Here is a 25235-nt window from a genome sequence, read left to right as displayed (position 1 = left end):
TTGTTTTAGGCGGCACGACCGGGTTGAGCTGCAAGTTGCGTATGCAACAATGCACGTAGTTCCGCACAGACATCGTCGGGTAGGCCATCCAGCTGGGCCAGCGCATCTGCTGGCTGATTCAGCCCGAACAACATGGTTGCCTGGCAGCTGGCCAATACGACGGGGTCTTCAATCCAGCCGGGTAAAGCAGTAAGGATGGTGCGCAACTCGTGTCTCAAGCCGAGATGAACAGCAGCAAAACCGGCTTCGACAACCAATCGGCGTATTTCCGGCAGTTCGGGGATCGAGGTATCCATCATGTTTGCATCCATAGGGCAATCAGTTGGCTGCCTGCTCAGGCAGGCTTAGCCAATAGCAAGCTGGGTCAGATCTTGGAAATGATCCCCATCATCATGTCTTTCAGTGACTTCATCACTGCGCTCGAATAGCCAACGGCAACCGAGTATTGCTGCAAGAAGTACTGAGTCTTGAGCATGGTCTCGGGGCTGTTTACGACATCACCTTTCATGGCGATTTCTGCATCACTCGCAGCACGGCCAACTTGACTGCCCATCTGCGCGACAATGTTTTCGATATTCATGACGTTCCTTTCAAGGCAGCGTAGGGGCGGGAATGAAGCCCGAATCACGCCGGATTTCGCTGGGCGACATCTGAAAATGTTTGCGGAAGCTGTCCGAAAAATGCGCGTGGCTGCAGAAACCGGATTCAAGCGCGATATCGATGATCTTGCTGGTTGTGGAAACAAGCAGTTCACGTGCGTGATTCAGCCGTTGTTCCAACAACCAGTGTTTGGGTGATACGCCGTACTTTTCATAGAAAAGCTGGTTGAACTTACGCAGGGAAAGCCCAAGTTCCTCGGCGTAGCGGGCAACAGACCAGGGTTGGAGACGGTTGCGGTTCATAAAGTCGAACAGGTCGCTATCACCTCGAACCAACTTGTGAAGCAGTGCAGCAGAGTATTCCGCGTCGACTGCAAGGCAATAGCTGAGGACAAAATGCAACATGGCGTTAATATCAGCCGTGGCCAGCTGTTCGGCTGCATTGAGCAGACGTATCCCAGCTGGTATCTCGTGCACAGATGACAGGGCGCAATGCGATAGGGCGGGGCCCAGCAGATGTTGCATATCGCGATAGACTGGCAAGACTTGCGCCGGGGAGAACGAATGTACCGCCACGCCGGGTGTCGTTGCCTCTACAGGCGCCTCTGTCGTCAGTAACATGACACTGGGCCCATTAACGGGATGTACTGCGTCGGCAATGCGAATCTGGCTGACCTGGAAGCCAAGAATGATATGCAAGGTATTCATCTTACTTTCCACTGACCACTTTGATAGCGTGGTTACATCATCGCTTTCCAAGGACATTTGCCCCATCAGGTCATCACCTGAATTGACTTGATACAAGGGGTGATTCGATGGATTGCTCGTGGGTCGGCGCGTGAATGATCAACGCGAACGGGCTGGTACAATAGCGTGGTGACGGTGCCAGATTTGCGTGATGATCTGCATGGCAGCCACACATGCCTGACGGCGTTGCTCCAGCCGTAGGTAATCCTCATGGGTATGAGGTTGCCGTTGATGTTGTGCCAGCTCGGCAGCGGCAGCTGCCAATTGATCAAGCAAAGCGGCGCGATGATGTCCGCGTGGATCGTCCAATAGCTGGTCTTCCAGTCGAGTCAGAGTTTGCATGTTGTACTTGCTCCCATTGCTGAGATACTGAGAACTTATGGATTCCTGCCTGATTACGCGACCCTTATGGGTGCTGTTATCTGATAGTTTTGAATCGGTATTACGTATTGAAAGGGAGGAAGACCAACTGCTGATCGTTAGCCAGGGAAACACCGGCTGTGCTCAGTGCCACAATGCGCATACCCTGTAGTACCTGACTTCCGGGTTGCAATCGCACACCGTTGGTTAATTCCAGATAGGGTGATTGTTCGTTACCGCCCAATGCCCTTATTGCTGCAGGTAAGTAGTCACCCGGTTTGATCACACTGGCGGCATTGACGTAGCGTAAGGAGTAACGCCTGCCCGGTAGAGCATTGAGTGTTTTCAGCAGTTGCTCGATGGCGTTTTGCTGCGAAGCGTCGAGCTGGCCGGAAAGCAGTAAACCGCGTTCATCTCGCTGCGCACTCAACCCATCGAATAAATCGCTTTGCTTCAGGTGCTGTAGCAATTCGCTGAACTCTTCGCTTCCTTGGTTACTGAGCTGCCAGCCATGCAGGCCAGGTAGCTGGTTCAGTGCCTCAGTTAGCGCAGGGAAGTTGGTATCGTTGCGAATCGGGCCGTCAATCAGGGCTTCGCCTTTGGGATTGATTCTGACGTCGATATTGCGATAACCGTAGCCGGTTATGACGGCTTGTACGCTTTGCTGTAACTCGTTGTCGCAAATGACTTCGCGAACCAGTCTGATGCCGGCTGCATGTAAACGTGTGACTAGGCCAGTCAGCTCGCTGTTGTTGGCGCATCGGCCACTCAATACCAGTTCATTCGGATTGGACCAGCGTACTTTCAGGTCTGGCGTGGCTTTCAGCGCCGTGGGTAACCATTCCCGTGGCGTGGGAGCAGAAGGTAGGGGCTGGGGCATCAGCGCGATACCACCAAAAGCCAGCGCCGCGATGCCAATAGCAACAGCATAGAGCCCCACAGGAGCGGGACGGTGCCGTGACGGTACGCGGGGAGTACCCAGCTTTGTGTCGGTTGTACCGAGGATGAAGCAAAACCCGGCGAGGTCGATAACCTTGCCCAGCGGCAAGATGCCTGGTGCAAATGATGTACCGTCGACCCAGCATGGTGTATTGCTGTCGAGTACGATCTGTTCGTCTTCGATTTGCAGGCTGGCTTGGATATCGCCATCAAGCGGCAGGGAAAGATCGCTGTCTCCGGACCCCAGGGTAAACTGGCCGGATGGCAAGCGCAGCTCGCGACCGGCAAGGGGGCCGGTAAGCAGTTTGAGCTTGTAGCGGGCATTCATGATGTCATTTCCCTCAGTGTGCTCAGTCCAGTAAGCGGGGTTCGGCCTTGATCAGGAACAGGCGGACGATGCTCCGGGTACTCTGTGCCTTGCTGCGGAAAAGACTGCCAAGCAGGGGGATATCCCCAAGCAGCGGAATCTTGCGCTCGGTTTCGCTGTCTTCGTTTTGTACGAAACCACCCAGCAGCAGGGCCTGACCAAGGTTCAACGTTGCTTGGGTTGCGATCTCGGCGTTCTGGATTTGGGGTAACGACTCGGCTTGGCTGAAAGGCTTGCCTTGGCGACCGTCCTGAATATTGAGTGTCAGCAATACCTTTTCACCGGAAGACTCCCGGATGATGCGCGGTGTAACCCGCATCAGTGCCCCGGCAGTCACCGATTCCAGCTTGACGGTTTTTTCGCTGCTGAGCTTGGTGTAAAAGGTGATGTTGCGGTCAAGCACAGCCTGTACATTGTCGAGTGTGACGACGGATGGGCGTGAGACGATCTTGGCTTTGGATTTCTCGGTCAGTGCGTTGAGGCGAGCCATGAAGCCACCTGCATTCGACACTACAGAGGAGAAGCTGTCTGATCCCAATCCGCTGTTGGCATTGAAACTGACGCTGCCACCACCGATTTTTGCCGATGCTGACCAGTCGATACCGAGCTGGTTGATATCAGAAGCATCCACATCGATGATGGCAACCGAAATTTCCACCAAAGTCGGCCGTTGGTCGAGTTTGGCAATTAGGTCGGCATAAAGACCCATGTTCTTTTTACGATCGCGGATCAACACTGCATTTTGCCGGGAGTCAGCGGCAAAAGTTGGCAAACTGCTGGTATCGGTAGGTGCGGGACCTTTATTATCAGCCAAGGGGAGGGCCCGGCCTTGCGCCATTTCGCGCAATACCGACACAACGCCCGGCACAACAACACTTTGGCTACGATAGTTGTAATTGGTATCGCCGGCGTTGGCATATTTCAGGGCATAAACATCAACCGATTCCTTGTTTTGCTCCTGATTGAGATTCTGTTCATCGAGTTGCTTTGTCAGCTCCTGAATCCGCAAAAGGCATACTGGTACGCCAGCTACCTGCACGGTGCTGGCATTGCCAACGGCACTTATCTGGCAGGCTTGGCCATCGAGCAAGCCGCTTTGCGTGACCAGTTTGATCAGTTTGTCTGTTTCCAGGTAGTTAGGCGTAATCAACGCTCTGCTGATTTCCTGGGCTTTGTAGATGTACAGCGTGTTGCCATCGAAATAAGGCAATAACTGGTAAAGGCGGGCCAGCTCAGCCAAAGCCTGGCCGGCTGGTTTATCGACCAGTGTGCCGGCATAGTCTTCGTCGATCTTGGGACTGACTACCACCGGCAGGTTGTAGTTGGCGCCAAGGTCTCGCAAGACATTGGCAAGTTTGCTGCCACGGCTGGAAACAAAAAAAGGCTCGCCACGCCAGGGTATAGGTTGAGCTAATGCAGTTGTGGAAAACAGACTGCATAGGGTGACGGTAAGGCAAATGCGGTGGAATCTGTCCAGTACTTTGTTCTGGCGTGTTTGTGCGGGAGTTGGCGCAACGCCGGAACTGGAATTTGCAGTGAGATGGGTGGACCGCTGGTCGAGTGCTGGTCCTGCCAGTGAGTGAACTGATTCCAAGGACTTCATGCGAAACTCCCGTTACGCGGCAAGGGAGCAATGTCTGGTGTGGTATCTTCTGCCAGCAGGGCAGCCAGCGCCTGCTGTTGTTTCAGCAGCAGGTCCAGTTCGACATCAAGCAATACGACGGGGTAACGACGCAGTAGCCAGAGCTGATCGTCGTTGACGTAAAGTGAGTCATCACACGCTTCAGGCGTGGCTGCGAGCATCAGGCAGGCAGCTGATGCTTGCCGCACAGGCCTGTCGAGCGCCAATGCGATGGTGAGCCCGGTTGGGAACGCCCGGGCGCGCAGTTGCCGACCACCTAGTTGGCCAAGCAGTGGCGCACTACGCTGCTCAGGCACCGGGATGGCAAGGCGTCGGGCTAACCAGGCAAACGATCTATTGGGGTCGAGTTCGCGTTTCATGGCCTAGATACTGCCTATGGAGCCAAAAGCAGAGCATCCGGTCTTGACCTGAATTGCTATAACGGTAAATGATTGCGTCACGAAATGACCTGATATGAGCCTGACATCCTTTGCCAAATTACGTGTGTTGATTGTTGAGGATCACTCCCTACTCATCGATGGCCTTCGCAATTTGCTGGCTGCGCAAGGGCGATATGAGGTAGTGGGAGAGGTCACCGATGGTCTGCAAGTCTACGAGGCGTGCCAACGTCTTGCGCCAGACTTGATTCTGCTGGACCTGTCTTTGCCCGGCATGGACGGGGTGGACGTCATTCACCAACTGACCAGGCGCTGGGAAGCATTACGTATCATTGTCGTTACTGCCTCCAATGAAGAACATCGGGGCCGTGCTGCCATAGAGGCCGGTGCACTGGCCTATGTGCTTAAGCAAAGTCCTCAGCAAGTGCTGCTGGCGGCATTGCAATATGCTGCACTTGGAAAAACCTTTATCGACCCTGCGCTCAAGCTCGATTCGATTGTCGCGCCCGAAGCCCCTGCGGGAGAGGCTGCACTCACCTTGCGTGAGCGACAGGTGCTCAAACTGGTGGCTGAAGGCAAGCGTAACCGTGATGTGGCGGAACTGCTGTCAATAAGCCTCAAAACCGTGGAAACCCATCGGCTTAATCTGATGCGCAAGCTTGGTGCACATAATGCGGCTGAATTGAGCAGCTGGGCGCGCAGGTTGGGATTGATCGAGTTCTGAGAACCAGTTCAAAGCCTGCTGTGCGTCAGCAATACGGCGTTAAAACAGGCTCGGAATGATGTGTAAACTCCGCCTCCTCAGTTGTTTTCGCCTTGTCTTGCTTTAGCTCGCGAGACTTTGAACAGGTTTCGAGAATTTGTTCAAAACAAAATATCTTCCACTACCGTAGTGGATGGGCTCCTAAAGTGGACTCCACGCTTTCTATCAATTGGCCGAATGCGACCCAGTCGGCTTCCCGCAACGCATCGCCTTCACGTAGTTGAATTTCCCATTGCTCGGCAGCTTCGCAAACCAGATCAAGCCCCGCTTGCCCGGCCAAACCCTTTAAGCTGTGCAAAAGTTCCAGCGCCTGTTCACGGTCGCCATTCGCAATGGCTCGCCCCAGTGCTTGTTGACGCTCGGCCAGATCATGACCGAGCCGCACCATCAAGTGCTTGTCTTTGCCAAGTATGGGAACCTGCATGCCTGCGTTGATGGCAAGTTCAATACTGCGTTCCAGTTGCATGTCGGCGGCAAATTCGATGGCTTGCGCAAGTACGGCCGGGACAATCGGTTTGGTCAGGTATTCATTCAGCCCTAGCGCCAGCAGGCGCTCCCGCTCCCCAGGTTGGGCATTGGCAGTCAGTGCGATGATGGGGCAATCAGGGTCGAGCACACCGTTTGATTCATCCCGCCAACGCGCAACGGTTTCCACACCACTCAAGCCGGGCATGCGCATATCCATCAGCACGAGGTCGAAGATCTGTCGCCGGCCCAGTTCCAAGGCGGCCATACCGCCGGCGGCTTCAATGGTCAGATGGCCTTGCTGACGCACCATCCGGCCGATGATGTCCCGATTGGTATCGACATCATCCACCACCAGCACCTTGAGTGACCAAGGCGATGGGGCGAGTTCCACGCCGGCGGAGACGCGTTCGGTTTCTCCCGATGCATTAAGTTTCTGCCGCAGCCTTGCAGGCAGATAGGCAAGCTCGGGTGCTTCGAGCTGTTCGTTGTACCCGGTTTCCGGGCTATAGCCCCACTGGGCTAATTGATGGTGCAGCCGTGTTGGCGCGACGACCACACCACCTGAAATCGGCACTTCGATCACCGCATCATGCAGTGGCAGTGTGAGTATGAAACAGGCTCCAGTGAATTGATCGTCCTGACACAGACGCAGGTCGCCTCCCAGCAATTTTGCCAGGCTGCGGGCAATGGGAAGACCTAACCCACTGCCTGCGGTATGGACAACGACTTGCTGGAATGGCGCGAATACCTGTTTTTGTTTGTCGCGAGGGATGCCGGGACCGGTATCGCGTACGCTGAAGTAGACATGATCGTCCTGGCACCAGCCAGACAACCGCACTTCGCCCACGCTGGTGAACTTGACGGCATTGCCTAGTAGATTGATCAGTATCTGCCGTAGCCGTAAACCGTCGGTATGCAGTGTGCGGGGAAACGCAGCGGCGATGTCCACACTCAGATTCAAACGCTTGTTGATTGCCGGCGCCTGTATGGTGAGCATCACCTGATCGATCAGTTCGAATAGCCCGACCGGTACGGGCGTAACCACCATCTGCCCGGACTCAATCCGCGAAAAGTCCAGCAGGTTATTGATAATTTCCAACAGGTGGCCAGAACAGTTGATGGCGGAGTCCACCAGATCGTGCTGGTTGCTGTCGCAGTCGGTCTTCTGCAGCAACATCAGCGCGCCGACTATCCCATTGAGCGGTGTACGGATCTCGTGGCTAATACTGGTGATCTGCTCGCTTTTGTTGGCATTAGCGCGTTCAGCCAGCTTTTTGGCTTGGTTGAGCGCACTGGTGCGTTCCGCTACCTTGGCTTCCAGCTCGGCGTATTGTGCCTTGATGGCATCAAGCAGATGGTTGTAAGCCCGTGCGATCTGGCCCAGTTCATCGAGCCGGTATTCCGGCAGGCGAGCATATTGATTGACAGGCCCCTCTGCATCGATGGTCTTTACAAAGGTATTAAGGGTCCCGCCCAGACTGCGTTTCAGTACGTAGTAAAGCAACCCTACAAGCAAGATCAGTGTGAGCACGGCAATAGGCAGCCGCTTTTGCATGCTTGCCAGCGCTTCGTCGGTGAGACGTGATGAAGGATAGAACTGAACGAAGCGCCAACCTGTCGCTTCAATCTGCGTACATTGAGTATGTATTCCTTTGATATGCCATACAGACAGGTTGGTGCAGTCTGGCAAACCAATGAGCTCACTGAATATTTGGCTGGCAGCTGTAGCTTGGGGCAGCAGTGGGTGATTTTGTGCATCGAGCCATGCCACATCGGTACCGCGTATCTTGTCGGCATCGCTGCCAAATGTTTTGGAAAGCTGTACGGTCATGCCCACTATGGCGCCAGTACCGGTATCCAGCCGGCCCACCGATACGCGCCAGCCATCTTTGCCGGTGGCATAAGGCTTTCCCCACATCAGTCCTTTATAGGGTGCAGTCTGGCGCAATCGGACCAACTGGTCGAAATAGTGTTTCCGGACGGCCTCGTCTTCGTTCGATTGATGTAGTGCAACACCGGAATCCAGTAGTACAAAAGTATCGATGATGTGCCCTATACCGCTCGCGCCAAAAGCTTCGACAAATGCCTGGGCCTTGCTTTCCAGTGGTGTGGGTAGCTGCTTGGTATGGTAGGGAATGAATTCGGATGCCAGATATTGATAGTGTTCTTTACTGCCATTTCGTGGGGTGTTTTGCCAGGACTGCAGTAGGGTGTGTACGTCACGTGCGACGGACGCCAGTTTGTCGGCTTCCTGTTGCGCCCGATTCTTGATCTGGATATCCATCAACTCAACCAGCGTTGCCCGCGCCTGCTTGAAATCCAGATAAAAGCTGATGGTGGTCGTGATGATCCAGAACAAAACCATCGTCACGCTCAGCACCATGCTCAGGCGAAATGGCAGAGAGGTTTTCCACGGTGGATACTTCATGCAAGACTCCAGGGCTGGGATGCATCTTGGTGTCCGACTAGGGACTGAACCACCTTGGTGTTACCTTTGATGTTCATATGAAATGAATCGCAAGCAAGTCATGTGGTTTAGTGGCATCCATTCCTTTGAACCTGTTCAAAGTCTGCTGCGCGTTAGGAATGCAGCGTCGAAATCGCGAGACTTTGAACAAGTTCTAACACTTTTGCATTATTGCGCAGGGGTTGATCCCCCAATAAACAATTGCAGTAATCGCGACATGTCATGTACTCCCTGACTGGGGGTAGGCGCAGGACGTTTGGCAAGCGAGGGCGGCGCGGCCGTCCACATCGGCATAGTGTGTGGGTTGGCTGCTGTACCTTTGGCGCTTGCATAATAGGACAGTACCTTGCTGACATATTGGCGAGTTTCCGCATATGGAGGTATCTGATCCGCGTAGCGGGCAACCGCCCCTTCGCCTGCGTTGTAACCTGCTAGTGCAAGATCGAGCCTGCCATCGAAGCGTTCGATCAGCCACTTCAGATAGGCAGCTCCTGCTTCCAGATTGTCGCGCGGATTATTCAACTCGGTCTTGCCGAACCGGCGGCCGGTAGCCGGGATCACCTGCATCAGCCCAATCGCGCCTTTATTGGATACGGCACTAGGCCGATAAGCCGATTCTGCACGTACGACTGCGTGTACCAATAGCGGGTCGACTGCATATTGCGCAGCCACATCGGCGATCATGGGAGCATACTGCTGCGCCGAAGGGCTGAGTGCTTCAGGTTTTTTCGGCTTATCCACAGGAACGGGCGTGGTCACCGTTGGGGTTTTACTTGGGCGCGGGGTTGCCTGAGGGCGGATAGCTGGGGGTGGTTCCACCGGATTAGCGGGGACGGAATACCATTCCAGCATCTGGGTTGCGTTGGCTGTGGCCGTTATGCTTAACAGGCATCCGAGTTGTATGACACGGTTGACGACTGGCCATGCTTTTCGGGCTTCAAGGCGCAGCATCATCAGCCTCCATCTGCTCCTGGACCAACCGCAACACCTGGGCAACCGCTTCAAATAGTGGTTCAGGCACATAGTCACCAGGCATGGTGCTGTTGATCAGCGCGCGGGCAAGTGGGACGTTTTCCACTACCGGAATGTCATATTGCTCAGCAAGCGTCACGATTTGCTGCGCACGCGCGTCACGACCATACTCCAACACCACAGGCAATGGGGTCTCATCCGGCACGTAACTCAGGCATACGGCGATATGGGTCGGGTTACGCACCACGACGGAAGAGCTTGCCACTTTGCCGGCAAGGCTGCCACTTTGTACTTCACGGTGCAGCTCGCGCCGCCGGTTTTTGATCTCGGGGTTGCCTTCCGAATCTTTGTATTCCTGTTTGATTTCCTGGTGCGACATCATCAGTTGGCGTCTTAGTTGGTAGTACTGCATGCCATAGTCAGCGACGGAGAAAACCGCAGTGGTGATCAGCAGTGCTATCCACATCCACTGTGCCATCTGTACGCAGACGGCAAACCCGGCGGTCAGTCCTGCTTGCGGTAAATGACTGAACGAGGAGGCATAGCGGTCGAGCAGATAGGCGAAGGTCAAGCCGAGCACTGTTACCTTCAGCAGCATCTTGGCAAGTTCAAACAGGCTGTGCAGCGACACCATCTGTTTGAGGTTGCTGAGTGGATTGATCCGTTCTGCTGTAGGTTTCAGGGCTTCGGGGGCAATCAGAAAGCCCACCTGCAAGAAACCTGTCAGCGTAAGCGATACCACCAACAAGGCGGCCAGGCCGAACACAAAACGGATGAACACTGCTGCGATCTGTCCGGTCAGTTGGGCAAGCGCATCTCCCAGCGGCAGGATGCTGACTTGAATAGCTGTGTCCATGCAGCCGGCTATAGCAGCCTGCAATGTCGAACCTTCCGCAATAACCCAAAGCAGAATCAACCCGAGTTGCACCATCGCGTTGATTTCTTGGCTCTTGACGACCTGACCCCGTTCCCGGGCATCGCGTAACCGTTTAGATGTGGGCTGTTCGGTTTTCTCGCTCACCGCTTCGGCTCCAGCATCTGTACCAGGCCGCCATCGAAATTGACGAAGCGGTGAATGACATCGCTAAAGCCAAAGGGCAGGCTGATGATGAGCATCAACAGAACAATCACGCTCTTGATCGGCATGGACAGGGAAAATACGTTGAGCTGCTGTACTGACCGGTTGAGCAGACCCAGGGCAAGATCGACCAATACCATCATGACCAAGGCGGGCATGGCGAAACCGAGTGCCAGTGTATAAAGCGTCTGCCACTCCCGTGCCAGGAAAGGGATGAACTGCGTCGACCATTGCCAGCTCTCGCCCGGCGGCAAAAGGGTATAGGAATGGAAGAGAGCATCCAGCAGGGCACGAAAACCGCCTAAGACCAGGAAGAGTACGGTGAGAAGCTGAGAGAAGAACGCGCCGAGAGGGGAGGACTGGCCCCCTGCCAAGGGGTTGAACACCCCGGCCATCGAAGCACCGCGAAGGGTATCGAGCACAAAACCGGCCATATCTACCGCCCAGAAGGGGATCGCGGCAGAGAAGCCCAGCAACAGGCCCACCACCAGTTCGCTGGTTAACAGCATGATGTAGGTACCGCTTGCATTAACCGGATCGGGTACTGTCATCGGTAATAACAAAGGCAATACCGGTAGCGTGGCCATTAATGCCAAGGTATTGCGAATCAATGACCCGCCAAGCGTAGCCGGGTTGAACAGGGGTAACAGCAGCATCACGCCCAAAGGCCGCATAATGGCGACACCCAGCAAAGGCAACCAGCGTGTCAGCTCTTCCATATCAGCTGCTCATGCGCGAGATCAGTTCAAAACTACGTGCGGTGTAGCGCAGCAATACCTCCCCCATCCAATGGTAAGTTGCTGCCAAGGTAATACAGGCAGCGACCAGCTTGAGCAGGAAGGACACAGTCTGGTCCTGCACCTGAGTCAGCGCCTGCACAAAGCTGACCAGTACGCCCACCACGGATGCCACGACGACAACTGGCAACGACAGTATGAGTACCAGCCACAGCAGCTCACTGGCCAAATGGATGATTAGCGCTTCTCCCACGGCCATACCTCACTGATAGGAAAGAAGTAGCTGGCTCAGCAGCTTGTCCCAACCACCGATCAGCACAAACACCAACAGCTTGAAGGGCAGGGAGATCGTCATCGGCGATACCATCATCATGCCCATGGCCAGCAGCACATTGGAGATGATCAGGTCGATGGCAATGAAAGGAAGGAAGAGCAACAGCCCAATCTTGAAGGCTTCAATCAGCTGGCTGACGGCAAATGCAGGCATCAGCAACAACAGGGAATCTTCACTGATACGGTCACGGTAAGCTGCGGGCCAGTTCTTGCGCGCCACATCACGGAAGAAGTGCAGCTGCGTGGGCGCGGTATGTTTCTTCAGGAAGTCGCGATAAGGGTTCAGTGTGTCGCTGTTGACGCGAGATAAGAGAGTGGCTTTGGGTTCTGCGGGCGAAGCGGCCATCCGGTCCTGCACTGCCATTCCAACCGGCGCCATGATGAAGAAGGTCAGGATGAGTGCCAGACCGTAAAGCGCGATATTCGGTGGAATCTGCTGTACACCCAGGGCATTGCGCAGGAGCGAGAATACAACTGCCAGCTTTAGAAAGGACGTACCCATCACTATCAGTAAAGGTAGTAATGAAAGCACCGCCAGCATGGTGATGAGTTGTACGGATTGGTCGCCCAGTTCCATGGCGCACTCCTCCACTTGAGATGGCGCCATTGTCTGTAAAGCTGGCTGCTTACCCTATCCGGCCAACACCTGAATCCTTCAGTGCCGCTCTGAGAGCGGGATTGCGAGGGAACCAACCCACGAATCGAATACCTTAGCTCCTGTTCGAACGCTGCTCCACGCAGCGGTCGGCGATATCCGTAGTATGTAAAAAGTACCCGCGTGGCTTTTGTTATTAGGTATTCCCGTAGATGGTTGTTTTGCAGCAGACCATAAGCAAGCACCTAAACGCCAATGAGGACGGGGTATTGCTTTTGAGTGGTGTGAAAAGCGGTTTGGTGTATTCACAAAATTGGATGTCAGGAGAACCTAAGGTATTCACCGGATGGGTAAGGCTAGCCGACCAAGCCAAGATGCAGCCATCGTCAACTAGGAGATGCTGCGCCATGGATCTGCAATGGCAAAGACAAGGTGAATACTGGCTGCGCCTGTTAGAGGTGACTGCCGGCCAAGCCGCGCCGCATATGACAGTGTGCATTGGCGACGATACCCTACACCTGGAACAGCAGTCCGGTCGTGCATTGATATCGGCTGCACGTCCATTCCCGGAACATCTGCGTCAGGCTGCTTTGAAGCAGATGCTGGGGTTTCTGCAGCCGGAAATCAGCAATGGGCTGCCTATGCGTACATGGTTGGCGCAGGGAAGCCTCTGGCTTTCGGTAGCAGCGCCAACCGGCACCCAGGCGGAGCTCTGGGCTGCGCTCAGCAAGCTGCAACGCCGGTTGCTGGATCGCATCGCTGGAAGTGACCATGGTCTCGCTAAATAGCTGGCTACATCGTATTCAGGCACGCCAGGATGTAATCCTTGCGGCCATTTTGCTGCTAGCCATCTTCATGATGATCGTGCCGCTGCCGACCTTGCTGGTCGACGTGCTGATCGCGATCAACCTGACCATGTCGATCATGCTGTTGATGATGGCGGTGTATATCCGTGAACCGATGGAGTTCTCGGCTTTTCCTGCTGTGCTGCTGATCACCACGCTTTACCGGTTGGCGCTGACAATCAGTACCAGCCGGTTGATTCTGTTGCAGCATGATGCCGGTGAGATTGTTTACACCTTCGGTAATTTCGCGGTGGGCGGCAATCTGGTGGTTGGCTTGATTGTGTTTGCCATCATCACTGTTGTGCAGTTTATCGTCATTACCAAGGGTTCGGAACGTGTGGCTGAAGTGAGCGCGCGTTTCTCGCTTGATGCCATGCCTGGCAAGCAGATGAGTATTGATGGTGACATGCGCGCTGGCACCATCGATGCGGCCGAAGCGCGTCGCCAGCGGCAGCTGATCCAAAAAGAAAGCCAGCTGTACGGTGCGATGGATGGCGCAATGAAGTTCGTCAAAGGCGACGCCATTGCCTCCATCATCATTATCCTGGTCAATATTTTCGGCGGTATCGCCGTCGGTGTCTTCATGCATGGCATGAGCGCCGGCGAGGCTGCCACCACCTACGCCATTCTCTCGATTGGCGATGGTCTGATTGCGCAAATTCCAGCGCTGCTCATCTCCATTGCTGCGGGCATTATCGTTACCCGGGTGCCTGGCGAGGAACGCCGTAATCTGGCATCCGAAGTTTCCTCACAAATCATGCGGCAGCGCAGTGCGCTTTGGATTGTTGCTGCGGTATTGGTGCTGTTCGCTTTCCTTCCCGGTTTCCCCGTGCTGATCTTTCTGGCCTTGGCTGCCATGATCGCAGGCGTTGCGGGTTGGTTATCAAAAAGCAGTAGTAGTGGCGGTAAAGATGGTGTTGGCGTAACGGCAGATGGGCGCCATGACAGCAGTACACCGGGTTCCGCAGCAATGATGCCGGTAGGTGCGCTGCCCTTATTGCTGAGAGTACATCCCGATCAAATGCGAGATGGTCAACTGGACAACGCTTTGGCAGTCCTGCGACGAGAAAAATTGGAGCGGCTTGGTCTACCCCTGCCGGAAATTGTTGTTCATGGTGATGCAAGTCTGGATCGTGATGAAATCAATTTGATGTTGTATCAGGAATCGGTCCTGTCCTTGCATTTACGACCGCAATGGTTGGCCGACATCAATAGCGGCCCTTTACCGCAGGCCGTTGCGCGTGACGTGTTGCCTTTCGGTGGATTGCAGTTGCAATGGATATCGGCTGAGCAGGCAAACAGTTTGACAGCCCTTGGTATACGTCTTTATCACGATCTGGACAGCTTGGTGTATGTGGTTTCCCTGGCTTTGGATCGTTATGCCGTTGAGCTGATTGGGGTACAGGAAGCACGTTATCTGATGGATCAGATGGAGCAACGTTATGGCGAGCTCGTCAAGGAGCTACAGCGTCAGTTGCCCAGCGGCCGTATTGCCGATGTATTGCAGAGACTGGTTGCTGAAGGGGTATCGATCCGTGATTTGCGTGGTGTGTTTGAGGCACTGGTGGAGTGGGCCCCGCGCGAAAAAGACCCGGTGATGCTGACGGAGTATGCACGTCTTGCCTTACGGCGCCACATTGTTGGCCGTCATCGGCATGGCCAGGGTTGGATCAATGCCTGGGTGGTTGGTAGTCATATTGAACAGACCATCCGTGAGTCAATCCGCCAAACCTCAGCAGGTTCCTATTCTGCGCTCAGCAGTGAAGAGAACCAGACCATTGTTGCTCAGATTAATGAGGCGCTGGCGCAGCCTGGACATGCTACGGCAGTCCTGGTTACCGCCATCGATGTCCGTCGTTTTGTTCGCAAATTGATTGAAAGGGAACATTTCAACGTGTCGGTTCTGTCGTTCCAGGAAATTGGTGATGAGGCTGAACTGAAGGTACTAGGTCATATCGAATGGATTGGAGAGGAACATGCGCCTGCCTGATTATCAAGCTGTTCTTGCTGCGCTGGAGCCGCCAGTTTTCAAGCGGACCGTCCATGCGGGCGAGCGTTATGAGGGAAGGTTGAGTGAGGTTAGTGCCACCTTGCTACGTGCTCATATGCCAGGTGCTGCGCTTGGCGAGCTGTGCGAAGTGCAGGGGGTCGGCGTGGCCGAGGTGATCGGTGTGAACGGTAACTCTATCCTGCTTTCTCCATATCGCGAGCCCCAAGGTGTGACCGCTGGGATGATGGTGCAGCCGAGTGGGCATAGAGCCGAACTGGGTGTCGGCGATGGCTTGCTTGGCCGGGTAGTGGATGCGTTGGGACAACCAATCGATGGAATGCCTGAACCGGATGTGACCTCGTGGCGCAGTATTGATGCAGAACCTCCCGATCCGATGCAGCGTAGTGTCATCTCACAACGGTTCCCGGTAGGGGTGCGTGCGATAGATAGCATGCTCACTTGTGGCCTAGGACAGCGGATGGGCATCTTTGCGCCTGCTGGCTGCGGTAAGAGTACCTTGCTGGGCATGCTGTGCGCGGGTACCAAGGCCGATGTCATCGTGGTTGCACTGGTTGGTGAGCGTGGCCGTGAAGTACGCGAGTTTCTGGAGCGGGTGCTGACACCGGAGGCCAGAGCACGCAGCATCGTTGTCGTCGCGACGTCTGACCGCCCGGCCCTGGAGCGGCTCAAAGCTGCTTCAACCGCCACGGCGATAGCCGAACATTTCCGCGATCAAGGTGCGAATGTGCTGTTGCTGGTGGATTCGCTAACCCGTTACGCACGTGCAGTGCGGGAAATCGGGCTGGCGGCAGGCGAGCCTATTGTCGCCGGTGGTTATCCTCCCAGTCTTTATGCTCGTCTGCCACGGTTGTTGGAACGGGCGGGGCCGGCTGCGAAGGGCAACATTACTGCTTTCTATACCATTTTGATGGAAGACAGGACGGATCCATTAGCTGAAGAGGTTCGCTCATTGCTCGATGGTCATATCGTGCTCTCACGTAAGTTGGCGGAAGCCAACCATTTCCCGGCAATTGATGTGCTGGCAAGCGTAAGCCGGGTGATGTATCAGGTGACTTCGCCTCCGCATCGCGCAGCAGCAGCGCATCTGCGCCACCTGTTGACGCTTTGGCAGGAAATCGAGTTGTTGGTCCGGGTGGGTGAATACAAGACGGGGCATGATGCAGAGACTGATGAAGCCATGCAGCGTCGCGGCATGATCGAAACCTTCCTGCGCCAGCCGTTGGATGAGGTGGATGATTATGATGAAACGCTCATGGCGTTAAGTAAAACGGTTGGTCTGCCATGCTGATCCGGTTACTCAAGCTTAAACAACGACGTGAACAGAGCCTGCGATCTTGGCTGGTACAGCTTGCTGCAGATGATGCCCGATTGGCTGCTCGGCAGACTGCAGTGCTTGAAGCTCGCCGCGAATTGCAGGCAGCGTGGCGTGTATTGGCGGCACATAGCGGCCAATTCAGCCAGTCTGCGCTTGAACAGTTGCGAAGCGAGCTGGCCTGCCACGAACGCCAAGATCAGAGTCTGCAGAATCAGCTCGACACACTTGTGTCTGAACGGCTTCAACTGGCACAAACCCTGGCTGAACAAGAAGGATTGCTGCGCAAGAACCTGCGTGAGCAGGAAAAGCTGCGGCTGTTAATCGGAGCGGAAGCATGAAGCCCATTTCATTGCAAGATCGTGATCCACGCCACACTGGCAGCAATAATCAGCAAGCTGATACGCGTGCGAGTGCGCGCTTTCGCCAGATGCTGGAAGCTACCGCAGAAAATTTGAATCCCTGGGTACCGCAGGTTCCTGTGCAAGCCGATGTACCAGTCAGTGCAAACGAAGCGCCATTACCGCGCTTTACCACAACGCGCGGTGAAGCAATCCGTAATGGTGTACCCAGTCTGCCCAAGGTGCTGGATACCCAGGAGCTAGCGCTACGCACAGTGACTGGTCCTTTGGCTGGTCTGACGGTTCAGGTACGTCTAAGTCACGACCGTCTTATCCTCAAGTTGATCACGCCATCTGCTGAAAGGGCGCAACATATGATCGCCCATCAGGATGAGCTTGCCAGTGCGCTCGATAAGACGCTTGGCATGAGCGTGTCGCTGGAGGTGGAACATGACCCAGCATGTTGACACGTGGACAACCCTCCATTTGAGTCGGCTTGATGCCTGTTACTTTGGCGATGGTTATGCCTTGGCGTGCAGTTACCAGCCGGCTTTTGGGAAGGGACTGCGTATCGACACAACGGTTGAAGGTGCGCCGCTGTCGTTTTGGGTACCTGAAGTAGACTGGTGTGCCTGGTTGCTGCCCCAGTTGCCATTGCCGGAATTTGCAGCAGCCCCTGTCGAGTTTCATGAAGTTTTGGCGACCTTTACGCTCGCCAGATTGAATGACTTCTTGAGAGATAACGGCATGCCTATGTGTGCGGCAGCCAAAATATCTCCTGCTGAGCCGCCTGCTGGTTCTTGTTGGCGACTAGTGTTTAGAGAAGGCACGCGCCGCATGCAACTTTATGTAACGGATGGGCCTGGGAACTGGATTGAGGATGTGCTGGCGGCGATTCCGCCCGACCCTGGTCAAACCCGTACGTTGGCGCTGTCCTTAGGCTGGGTCCTGGTACCACGAGCATCGTGGACATCGCTCGCGACCAATTCAGCCCTGTTGCTCGAGGGTGTGGACGATACACTGTCAACCTTTTGGCTCAACGGGCCACAAAACCTGGGCCGCTTACAATTCGATGAAACAGGTGGGGCCGAGGTTGTCGATCTCGCCAGCCCGGCTGTGGCAATCCCTCCTGAGCTGATGCGCCTGGATGCTGAAGTGGGGTCTGTCGCCATACCGTGCACGAACTTGGCAGATTTTCAGCCCGGTTCGAATGTATCTCTACACTGCACCCGTCATCCGGAAGTGCGGCTGACACATCGCGGTAAAACGCTGGCTTTGGGCCAGTTGATACAGTTTGACGATGGTTGGGCTGTACGACTGAGCGCTGTTGCTATGCCGCGCCGTAAGTCAGCGTAAATTTCCTCTACACCCTGTAGTTCTATTCAATTACTCGATTCATAGAGAGGGTGTACGCCTTTTCTGAAAATTTGCTTGTAAAAACCTGTTTACGATTTATCCCGAACGATCGTCAGCAGTGGTGAAGCGCAATGCCGAATTTGGAATGTACCTTTATACATGAGGCTCTTAGACAGCACATGAGCCTTGATCGCGGTTGCGTAATAAGAATAAAAACGTACCTAAAGATCATAAACAGATTCTAAGAGCCTGTTCAAAGTCTCGCGAGCTAGAAAACCAAGACAAATCGAAAACAGCCGAGGGAGCGGGGTTTACTAATGGTAAATGCACATTCCTAGGGTGTATTTAACGCCGTATTGCTGACACACAGCAGACTTTGAACAGGTTCTAAGAACGCCCTCACTATGTTCATCTTTCCTTTGTAACTCCCGCATCAACACGCTGAGCCAAGGCCGTAATTCCTATTCAGCTGACTTGCCTTGGCCGGCCATTACCTCAATTTATTTCCAGCGTACGGGCAAGTCTTTTCCGAATTCGCCAAAAGTATGTGCGCGAATGTGAAAAAAGACAGCAAAACACGCAAGCCTGCCTTTCTGCGCACCCTTAGCATTCGTCCAACAACTGCAGTACCTGACATGACAACAAAGGAGATGATTGTGGTAACGAATTCCGCTATTGCCCTGAAGCAAATGATGCAGGATCTGCAAACACGCCAGCAGGCGTTGGGTGAGCAACTGGCCATGTTTAATTCCTTGCAGGAAGAGGTGGCGGCACTTCGTAAGAAAGCGCAGACCGATCCGGTGGCCCAATCCCGTCTCACCAAGTTGAAAAACGCCATGCAAGGTGAGCTCGGTACGCTCAATCAACGCATCAATGATGGTGTGGAGCAATTGCAATCCCACTTTCAATCGCTTGAACAATCGTTCAGGCACAACGGAGAAGGTGCTGCCACATCTGCGACAGTGCCCCACTTGGCCAAGTCCAAAATTGGCCGTCAGTTCATCTGAGCAGTTCTCTTAGGAGCATTCAATTATGTCAATTAACGTTGCAGCTGGAATAAGCCCTGCGAACTACGCCTCATATCTCGACAACAAGGCAGGGGTAGGTGACTCGGTTATCTCTGGTGGTATCGAAGTGTTGTACAAGTTCATGACGCTGTTCTCTGATCTTGCCCAGGGTAGATACGATCAGATGAGTGCCAAGGCAGATCGTTCCCGTAACTCGCAGCAAGCAGCCAATCAGATTGATGCAGTTATCTCTGGTATGACCAAGCCGGACGATACAAAAGACTTACCACAAGATGTAATCGACTATCTGAAAAGTCACAACATTTCTATCACTGTGCAAACCGATGGCAATAAGTCAGCCAGCGGCATTGAAGACTATCTGAAGAGCATCGGCCACCCCGATGGTAAGGGCTTGAACAAGGGTCAGCTTGATGTGATCAAGGGGGCGCTTGAGTCGGATTCTGGTCGTTGTTCCGACTTTGTCACCCAAGCCCAGTTGCAAATCCAGAAGACCATGCAGTCCTACAACGTTTGTGTGAGCTTGATCAACAGCATGCAGAGTCTGCTGGCTGAAATGAACAAGTCTATTGCGCAAAACATTCGCTAAGTGATCTGCCGGGTGCCTGTTTGTGCTCGGCAGTTTTTCCAGAAGGTAGTCCCATGCAAGACGATTTCGACACATTGCGTGACTTTTTGACTCAGGGCGGGACCTTGCAGGCGTTGGTGGATATCGACCCGGCAGATCTGGATAAGCTTTATGCCTATGCCTGCCAGCTATTTGATGCGGGTGAGTTTGAGTCGGCCAAGCGCTTCTACCTGATGCTTGCACGGTTGAGCCACTGGCAATTCGATTATTGGCTGGCATTGGGACTCGCTTGCCAGCGGCTTAACGAGCACCAGGAAGCGTTATTCAGCTTTGGCCAGGCAGGTATGTTGCGTATGGACGATCCACGTCCACCGTATTTGTCCGCACTCAGCTATCAGTTGCTCAATCGGTCTGAACTAGCCGAAAAGGCCTTCACAGCCGCCAGCAGATGTTGTGGCAGCAAGCCGGAATACGCCACTTTCAAGGCGGAGTTGCTACGCGAGAAAGCAGCGCTTTCCGCACAGGAGATCTGAAATGGATTCCATTATTAATAATAAGTTGGCTGGAGCTGGTGGTCCATCTATTGCTCTGGCCGACGATCCGGGAACAACAACCGTTTCGTCCAACCGGCCTGCAGGCGGCCCGAATAAGTTGGGTGCAACCGGTGCATTGGGTGCCATTGCGCCGCCATTACAGCAAACTACGGGTAAGACGGCGGGCAACCAATTTCTGACGCCACCTAGACCGAAGGACCCCGTTTTACTAAGTGTGGCCCAAGCTGCCTTGAATCGCATCCTGCAGCCATTCACCAAGGACCCTAACGGTAAGTCATTGACCTTGGCGGATATCGAACGTACTTCCATGGATGCGATGACGCTTGCCGCATCCTTGCTGGGTGTGAAGGCATTGGGTGATACCGCAGATCTCAAGTCGCTTGCCTTGGAGATTCGTACCAAGGGTGTCGAGGCGGTCCGCCTTCGCCAGAATGAGGACTTGCGTAAGGAAGTCGACAAGTCTATCGAGGACGCGCAGAAAGCCCATAAGGCCGGCATTATCGGCGCGATTCTGGACTGGATTATTTCCATCGCAGAAGTCATCAGCGGTGTTGTCAAGATTGTTACCGGGGTTCTGACTGGCAATGTTGGTAGTGTTGTCGGTGGTGCATTGGACTTGGCCGCAGGTATGGCGGGGCTGGTCAAGGCAGCGTGCGAAACCCTTGCCTTGATTGATACGAAGAACGCGGAAAAATACAAATCGGTCGCCGATGTTGCCGGCAAGATACAGCTGGCCTGCGAAGTCGCCGGTATGTTTGTCGACGTCCTCAGTGTGGGTCGTGGTGTCATGGCCGCAAGGTCGGCTGTCAAGGGTACGGAAGCCGTTATGGCTGCGGGCTCTGGCGAGGCGCTGAAGCAGGCGATCAAAACCGGCGGAAAAGCTGTTGAGGAAGTCGCTACCAAGATTGGGAAGGAAGTTGCCGATCAGACTGCTGCGCAGGTGTTCAAGGCGTTGACCGAATCAGCCGAGTCCGTGGTGAAGAATGTTGCCCAGCGTGCCGTTACCCAATCGCAGCTGATACAGGCTTTCAGCCATACCGCGATCGAGCAGATGGTGAAGCGTGCGGTTGAAGGCGTTGCAAAGAGTGCGGCCAAGTCTGCTACCGAGATCACTGCGGAAACCCTGACACGTGAAGTGGTGAAGGCGATGAATCGGGAAGTTATCCACGCTGCTTACAAAGCATGTGTCCAGAGCGCACCGAATGTTGGTAAAGCCCTAGTGAGGGCTGGAGCAGTGGGTGTTGGCGCTATTGCACAAGGAACAATTCGTCTTGATCGCGCAGAACTGCAGAAGGTTATTCAGCAGTTGATCGCAGATGGCAACTTCCTGCAGTTCCTGATCGATGAGTTCGAGAAGGTAAAAAAGCATGCCAACAACGAGATCCGTAATTTGCTTGATGGTGCAGGTAAGGCGCTGTCTGGTGGTTCTGAGAGCATAAAGAATACAGGCGCAGTATTGACCAACATCGCCAACAGCGTCGTTTAACTCATTTTATCCGGGGTGCTTTGCATCCCTAAGGAGCAAGATCATGACTACAAACGTTAGTTCTCTATCCGCATCAAGCAATGTTACGCCTTTGAACATTAACGACACTCAGGGTGGTGACGCACTTGGCCAGATCAATGACTTGATGGTACGGCTGGGTTCGTTGTTGGGTAAGTTACGTGACCTGTTGCGTGAATATAATCAGTTGCAGCAGACGCAAACTTTCAAGATGCAGCAGACCGCGTTCCAAACCAAATTGGAAGGCATTGAGAAAAGTTTTCAAGCTGAGCAAAATGCAGCTATCGGCCAAATCTTTGGGGGTGTCATTGAAGGATTTGCTGGTGTAGCTGGTGTCAAGAACCCCGCTCTTTCCTCAATAGGTTCCGGCATTTCAAATACGATGCAGAGCAGCTTCAAATTGGATGCCAGCGGCCTGACACGGGATGGCGCAGTCAAGCAGGCTGAAGCCGAGTATCAGCACGGTCTTGCCGATACCATGCTCAAGCGTTCCGATGAGGTATTGGAGAAGGCGCTCAAGGTCTCTGGTGACATGAGAGAATTGCTGACCATGTTGACCCAAGCGCACGATCGTATTGCTTCAATGCGCTAAAGCTGGGAGCCAAAACCATGGATGCCGTGACGCGTTTCCTGAAATCTGAAGGGTTTCAACCTATTGAGCGTAAGTTCCTCGACACTGATTTTTCCATGGGTCACGAGGTTGAAACTGATCGTTTTTCGTTGACCTATCGCCTTGATGGTGACCGACTGGTGCTGTGTGACTTTGCCGGTAGGGAAGGCGAAGCCGGGTCTGTGCTGGGTGTGGTGTCGTTGTTACGCCGTATCACGCATAGCGTGCCGGAGGTGTCGGTCATCGATGCCATGATTCTGGCCGTACCAAATGATCCAGAACTTGACCGCGCACGCCATCGGTTGGCTGATGTGATGTTGGCCGAAGGTGCAAAACCCATCGTTGTCGACGACGAATATTGGCTTAGGTATACGTGTCATTGATAGGTGGGAGGCGCAATGCCTCCTGCTGAGCAGGGCTCGAAGAACCTGCTCATGTAAGGCCAAGAAGGCCAGATGGGAACACTGCAAGCAACGTTGTGCTTGTGTCCATAGTTCTCCCATCTGGTCTTTTGTTTATTCTGCAAACTGTTCCTCAATACTCCCCGGTACCTCTGCTTTATTCCATGGCCGATTGCCCGAGAATGGTTACAGCCATTGGGATGAAAATGGCGTGGTTTTCGGCTTTGTAGTCTTCATGACACTTCGTGCTGCAAAGTGAAAAGAATAGCTATTTTTCGTAAGCCTGCGGCATGGCCGGAGCTTAGAGTCTGCATACGGCTTATTGCAATTAACTGGGCAGTAAGATCGTAAACAGGCTCTTAGAAACATAAAAATTTCGAGCTGTATTCCTTCGTGATGGTTTCACCCGCCAGAAAGATCTCAAGTGGAAACTGCCTTGGATACCGGTGCTATCTCCCAGCAATGCCTGGAGATACTCAAAGGCCGTAAAACGTTAGCAGATATAGCAGGTTTGGATGCTAATGCATTGGAGGCAATTTATCGCCGTGGGTATAACTCATGGCAAAAAGGCGATATCGACTCAGCCACTTCTGACTTTGGCTTTCTTGTCCTTAATCAGCCATTGGATCGCCGTTTTCACTTTGCATTCGCCAGTGCTTTGCATCGCCAGGGAGAGTTTGCAAATGCACTGACTTTCTATGGCTATGCCGTTGCTATACGAGCCAATGAACCCGATGCGGTCTATCGGATAGCCGAATGCCTGTATGAGTTAGGCGAGATCGAAGCCGCGCGTGATGCACTGGATGCGGTTATTGCACTGTGTTATGGACAGGCAGAGAACCTGGGCTTCGACGAACTACGCCAGCATGCCCAGAGTTTCTTGATCCAGATTAACCAATAGTGGAAGCCACTGAGCCCAGAATTTCCCGGTCAAGCAGGACAGGTACAAAAAGTAGCTACGTAAGATAGTTGATAACCAAGGAGCAAGCCAAATGGGTGTTGATCTGCCAGGTATCAGTAGTAGTAATAAGTACAGTGTTCAGGATTCATCCGTAAGAAGTAAGGACGACAATAGCCCTCAGTTATTGAGAGTCCGGACTCATTCATTTGATTCGATCCGTAGTCTTGACCTGCCGGAACCACGAAGCGAGAGAAGCGACAGCATGGGGAGTATGGTTGACTTGCCTGCCGTAGTTGATGATGCGGCGAAAGCCAATGAGACAGCCCAGCGTTGTGGTGTGGACGTTGCCCGCAGAGGGTTCATGTCCAAGCTTTGTAGTCTTGCACTTGCCGGGTTGGGGTTAGGGATGGCAATAGCGGTGACGGCGCTAACGAGTGGTGCTGGTACGCCGTTGCTTGTTCTTGCTGGGGTTGGTTTTACGCTTGCGCTGGCGGATGCGGGATGTGCTTTATACGACTGGCGTAGCAAAGCAGGCGGGGGGAGCGGGCTTCCTATGGAGGGAAACTCTATCGCCAATGGCGTGTACGCACTTGCCCGTCAACTCAAAGCCAGTGAATCGACGGCGGGGAAACTGGCGTCGTATACCTCGATTGGCGTCCGCAGTGCTTTGACCATCGGTAACATGGTTACCGGGTTCCTGAATCCAGTCAGTGTGGCAGGCAGCGCCGCCCATGCGATGAATATTCTCAGCACATTGGTACGGCCTATCTCCAACGAGGTGAATGGTGCGGTCGCTTCTACTGTCGCGATCGTGCAAGGTGACAAGCAAAAGGCAGACGTTGCTGCCGCTGTTGAAGAAACCAAGACGGCTCATAAGCAAGAGGCCGGGGTCACCCAAGAAATAATTAAAGCAATGCAGGAAGAGTTGAAATTCCTGAGGGAGCAGATGGCTAAGGTAGCAGCGGGTGAGAAGGCAGAACCTTATCTTGGGCCCTCGTATGTATGATTGTGTTTCGATCCGTTGAACAGGTCTTGTCGCGGTTAAGGGTGATTGGTAGCACTTATCAATCACCCTTTGTCATTTGTTGTCGTCTGGATGGTTCGTCTGTGATGGTCACGATGAGACGAATCGGTTGACTTGGATCAGCTAGTGGATGCGTGCAAGCGAAAGTAACCGGTCAGCTTGTCCAGTATGACTGCCTGACTATTGAGCTCTTCAGCCGTGGCTGCCAATTCGGGTCTGTCAGTAATTTCGTGTTCAAGGCATATCATGCTCCCAAGGAGAATGTATGCCTCGCAAACCGAAAGCCAAGCCGGTGGAATTGCCGGCAATTCCCGCCGAGCTCCTAGCTCAGTTCGGCAA

29 protein-coding genes are annotated in these 25235 nt (G+C 53.9%); 15 read left to right on the top strand and 14 right to left on the bottom strand.

Features of this window, described 5'->3' with window-relative positions; genetic code table 11:
* Positions 1–5: 5 nt before the first annotated feature.
* The 7 genes from ACUHMQ_RS14915 to ACUHMQ_RS14885 all read right to left on the bottom strand — a co-directional run bounded on the left by ACUHMQ_RS14915 (position 6) and on the right by ACUHMQ_RS14885 (position 5013).
* Complete coding sequence (locus ACUHMQ_RS14915) at positions 6–299, bottom strand: DUF1039 domain-containing protein (RefSeq protein ID WP_445296257.1); 294 nt, start codon at positions 297–299, stop codon at positions 6–8.
* 65 nt (positions 300–364) lie between these two features.
* Positions 365–580: a type III secretion system needle filament subunit SctF gene (gene sctF, locus ACUHMQ_RS14910; RefSeq protein ID WP_445296256.1), complete on the bottom strand. Its 216-nt coding sequence runs from the start codon at positions 578–580 to the stop codon at positions 365–367.
* 10 nt (positions 581–590) lie between these two features.
* Positions 591–1307: a helix-turn-helix transcriptional regulator gene (locus tag ACUHMQ_RS14905; RefSeq protein ID WP_445296255.1), complete on the bottom strand. Its 717-nt coding sequence runs from the start codon at positions 1305–1307 to the stop codon at positions 591–593.
* 138 nt (positions 1308–1445) lie between these two features.
* Entirely contained in the window at positions 1446–1688 is a 243-nt protein-coding gene (locus ACUHMQ_RS14900; RefSeq protein ID WP_445296254.1) for an EscE/YscE/SsaE family type III secretion system needle protein co-chaperone, read from the bottom strand.
* A gap of 100 nt (positions 1689–1788) precedes the next feature.
* Positions 1789–2973, bottom strand: coding sequence for a type III secretion system inner membrane ring subunit SctD (gene sctD, locus ACUHMQ_RS14895; protein ID WP_445296253.1), 1185 nt, complete (start codon positions 2971–2973; stop codon positions 1789–1791).
* 22 nt (positions 2974–2995) lie between these two features.
* Positions 2996–4615 (bottom strand): EscC/YscC/HrcC family type III secretion system outer membrane ring protein, encoded by a 1620-nt coding sequence (locus tag ACUHMQ_RS14890; protein WP_445296252.1) that lies wholly within the window; start codon positions 4613–4615, stop codon positions 2996–2998.
* Positions 4612–5013 carry a hypothetical protein gene (locus ACUHMQ_RS14885; protein ID WP_445296251.1) on the bottom strand — a complete coding sequence of 134 codons (402 nt, stop codon included), beginning with the start codon at positions 5011–5013 and terminating at the stop codon, positions 4612–4614. The genes ACUHMQ_RS14890 and ACUHMQ_RS14885 overlap by 4 nt, the downstream gene beginning before the upstream one ends.
* Positions 5014–5107: 94 nt before the next feature.
* Between ACUHMQ_RS14885 and ACUHMQ_RS14880 the strand changes: the two genes are divergently transcribed.
* Entirely contained in the window at positions 5108–5755 is a 648-nt protein-coding gene (locus tag ACUHMQ_RS14880) for a two component system response regulator (RefSeq protein WP_445296250.1), read from the top strand.
* A 160-nt stretch (positions 5756–5915) separates the two neighbouring features.
* Here ACUHMQ_RS14880 and ACUHMQ_RS14875 read toward each other — a convergent pair whose 3' ends face one another.
* From ACUHMQ_RS14875 to sctR, 6 genes are all read right to left on the bottom strand, one after another.
* The gene (locus tag ACUHMQ_RS14875; RefSeq protein ID WP_445296249.1) at positions 5916–8690 is read right to left on the bottom strand and encodes a two component system sensor kinase; all 2775 of its coding nucleotides are present in this window, start codon (positions 8688–8690) and stop codon (positions 5916–5918) included.
* A 207-nt stretch (positions 8691–8897) separates the two neighbouring features.
* A complete protein-coding gene (locus ACUHMQ_RS14870) occupies positions 8898–9683 on the bottom strand; it encodes a lytic transglycosylase domain-containing protein (RefSeq protein WP_445296248.1) in 786 nt (261 codons plus the stop codon).
* Entirely contained in the window at positions 9667–10722 is a 1056-nt protein-coding gene (locus tag ACUHMQ_RS14865; protein ID WP_445296247.1) for an EscU/YscU/HrcU family type III secretion system export apparatus switch protein, read from the bottom strand. The genes ACUHMQ_RS14870 and ACUHMQ_RS14865 overlap by 17 nt, the downstream gene beginning before the upstream one ends.
* A complete protein-coding gene (gene sctT / locus ACUHMQ_RS14860) occupies positions 10719–11498 on the bottom strand; it encodes a type III secretion system export apparatus subunit SctT (RefSeq protein WP_445296246.1) in 780 nt (259 codons plus the stop codon). Before sctT ends, ACUHMQ_RS14865 begins: the two co-directional genes overlap by 4 nt.
* Position 11499: 1 nt before the next feature.
* Positions 11500–11775, bottom strand: coding sequence for a type III secretion system export apparatus subunit SctS (gene sctS / locus ACUHMQ_RS14855; protein ID WP_445296245.1), 276 nt, complete (start codon positions 11773–11775; stop codon positions 11500–11502).
* A 3-nt stretch (positions 11776–11778) separates the two neighbouring features.
* A complete protein-coding gene (sctR, locus tag ACUHMQ_RS14850; protein ID WP_445296244.1) occupies positions 11779–12426 on the bottom strand; it encodes a type III secretion system export apparatus subunit SctR in 648 nt (215 codons plus the stop codon).
* A gap of 425 nt (positions 12427–12851) precedes the next feature.
* On the opposite strand from sctR, the gene ACUHMQ_RS14845 reads away from it, so the two are divergent.
* The 14 genes from ACUHMQ_RS14845 to ACUHMQ_RS14780 all read left to right on the top strand — a co-directional run bounded on the left by ACUHMQ_RS14845 (position 12852) and on the right by ACUHMQ_RS14780 (position 24878).
* Complete coding sequence (locus ACUHMQ_RS14845; protein WP_445296243.1) at positions 12852–13232, top strand: hypothetical protein; 381 nt, start codon at positions 12852–12854, stop codon at positions 13230–13232.
* Positions 13216–15279, top strand: a complete 2064-nt coding sequence (locus ACUHMQ_RS14840; RefSeq protein ID WP_445296242.1) for an EscV/YscV/HrcV family type III secretion system export apparatus protein — start codon at positions 13216–13218, stop codon at positions 15277–15279. Before ACUHMQ_RS14845 ends, ACUHMQ_RS14840 begins: the two co-directional genes overlap by 17 nt.
* The gene (locus tag ACUHMQ_RS14835; RefSeq protein ID WP_445296241.1) at positions 15266–16588 is read left to right on the top strand and encodes a FliI/YscN family ATPase; all 1323 of its coding nucleotides are present in this window, start codon (positions 15266–15268) and stop codon (positions 16586–16588) included. Before ACUHMQ_RS14840 ends, ACUHMQ_RS14835 begins: the two co-directional genes overlap by 14 nt.
* Complete coding sequence (locus ACUHMQ_RS14830) at positions 16582–16953, top strand: hypothetical protein (RefSeq protein WP_445296240.1); 372 nt, start codon at positions 16582–16584, stop codon at positions 16951–16953. The genes ACUHMQ_RS14835 and ACUHMQ_RS14830 overlap by 7 nt, the downstream gene beginning before the upstream one ends.
* On the top strand, positions 16950–17420 hold the full coding sequence (locus ACUHMQ_RS14825; RefSeq protein WP_445296239.1) for a hypothetical protein: 471 nt from the start codon (positions 16950–16952) through the stop codon (positions 17418–17420). Before ACUHMQ_RS14830 ends, ACUHMQ_RS14825 begins: the two co-directional genes overlap by 4 nt.
* Positions 17404–18309, top strand: a complete 906-nt coding sequence (locus ACUHMQ_RS14820) for a type III secretion system protein SepQ (protein ID WP_445296238.1) — start codon at positions 17404–17406, stop codon at positions 18307–18309. Before ACUHMQ_RS14825 ends, ACUHMQ_RS14820 begins: the two co-directional genes overlap by 17 nt.
* 635 nt (positions 18310–18944) lie before the next feature.
* A complete protein-coding gene (locus tag ACUHMQ_RS14815; RefSeq protein ID WP_445296237.1) occupies positions 18945–19316 on the top strand; it encodes a hypothetical protein in 372 nt (123 codons plus the stop codon).
* A 25-nt stretch (positions 19317–19341) separates the two neighbouring features.
* Positions 19342–19923, top strand: a complete 582-nt coding sequence (sseB, locus tag ACUHMQ_RS14810) for a type III secretion system translocon protein SseB (protein ID WP_445296236.1) — start codon at positions 19342–19344, stop codon at positions 19921–19923.
* A 53-nt stretch (positions 19924–19976) separates the two neighbouring features.
* A complete protein-coding gene (locus ACUHMQ_RS14805; RefSeq protein ID WP_445296235.1) occupies positions 19977–20435 on the top strand; it encodes a SycD/LcrH family type III secretion system chaperone in 459 nt (152 codons plus the stop codon).
* A 1-nt stretch (position 20436) separates the two neighbouring features.
* On the top strand, positions 20437–21942 hold the full coding sequence (gene sctE / locus ACUHMQ_RS14800) for a type III secretion system translocon subunit SseC family protein (protein ID WP_445296234.1): 1506 nt from the start codon (positions 20437–20439) through the stop codon (positions 21940–21942).
* A 43-nt stretch (positions 21943–21985) separates the two neighbouring features.
* Entirely contained in the window at positions 21986–22552 is a 567-nt protein-coding gene (gene sseD, locus ACUHMQ_RS14795) for a type III secretion system translocon protein SseD (RefSeq protein WP_445296233.1), read from the top strand.
* A gap of 17 nt (positions 22553–22569) precedes the next feature.
* A complete protein-coding gene (locus ACUHMQ_RS14790) occupies positions 22570–22953 on the top strand; it encodes a hypothetical protein (protein ID WP_445296232.1) in 384 nt (127 codons plus the stop codon).
* A 442-nt stretch (positions 22954–23395) separates the two neighbouring features.
* On the top strand, positions 23396–23872 hold the full coding sequence (locus ACUHMQ_RS14785) for a SycD/LcrH family type III secretion system chaperone (RefSeq protein ID WP_445296231.1): 477 nt from the start codon (positions 23396–23398) through the stop codon (positions 23870–23872).
* 271 nt (positions 23873–24143) lie between these two features.
* The gene (locus ACUHMQ_RS14780; protein ID WP_445296230.1) at positions 24144–24878 is read left to right on the top strand and encodes a hypothetical protein; all 735 of its coding nucleotides are present in this window, start codon (positions 24144–24146) and stop codon (positions 24876–24878) included.
* Between the two features lie 137 nt (positions 24879–25015).
* Here ACUHMQ_RS14780 and ACUHMQ_RS14775 read toward each other — a convergent pair.
* Positions 25016–25235, bottom strand: a 220-nt coding sequence (locus ACUHMQ_RS14775; protein ID WP_445296229.1) for a hypothetical protein, incomplete at its 5' end; no start/stop codon positions are given.

The organism is Chitinimonas violaceus (assembly GCF_052601015.1).
This window is presented reverse-complemented; position numbering and strand designations above follow the sequence as displayed.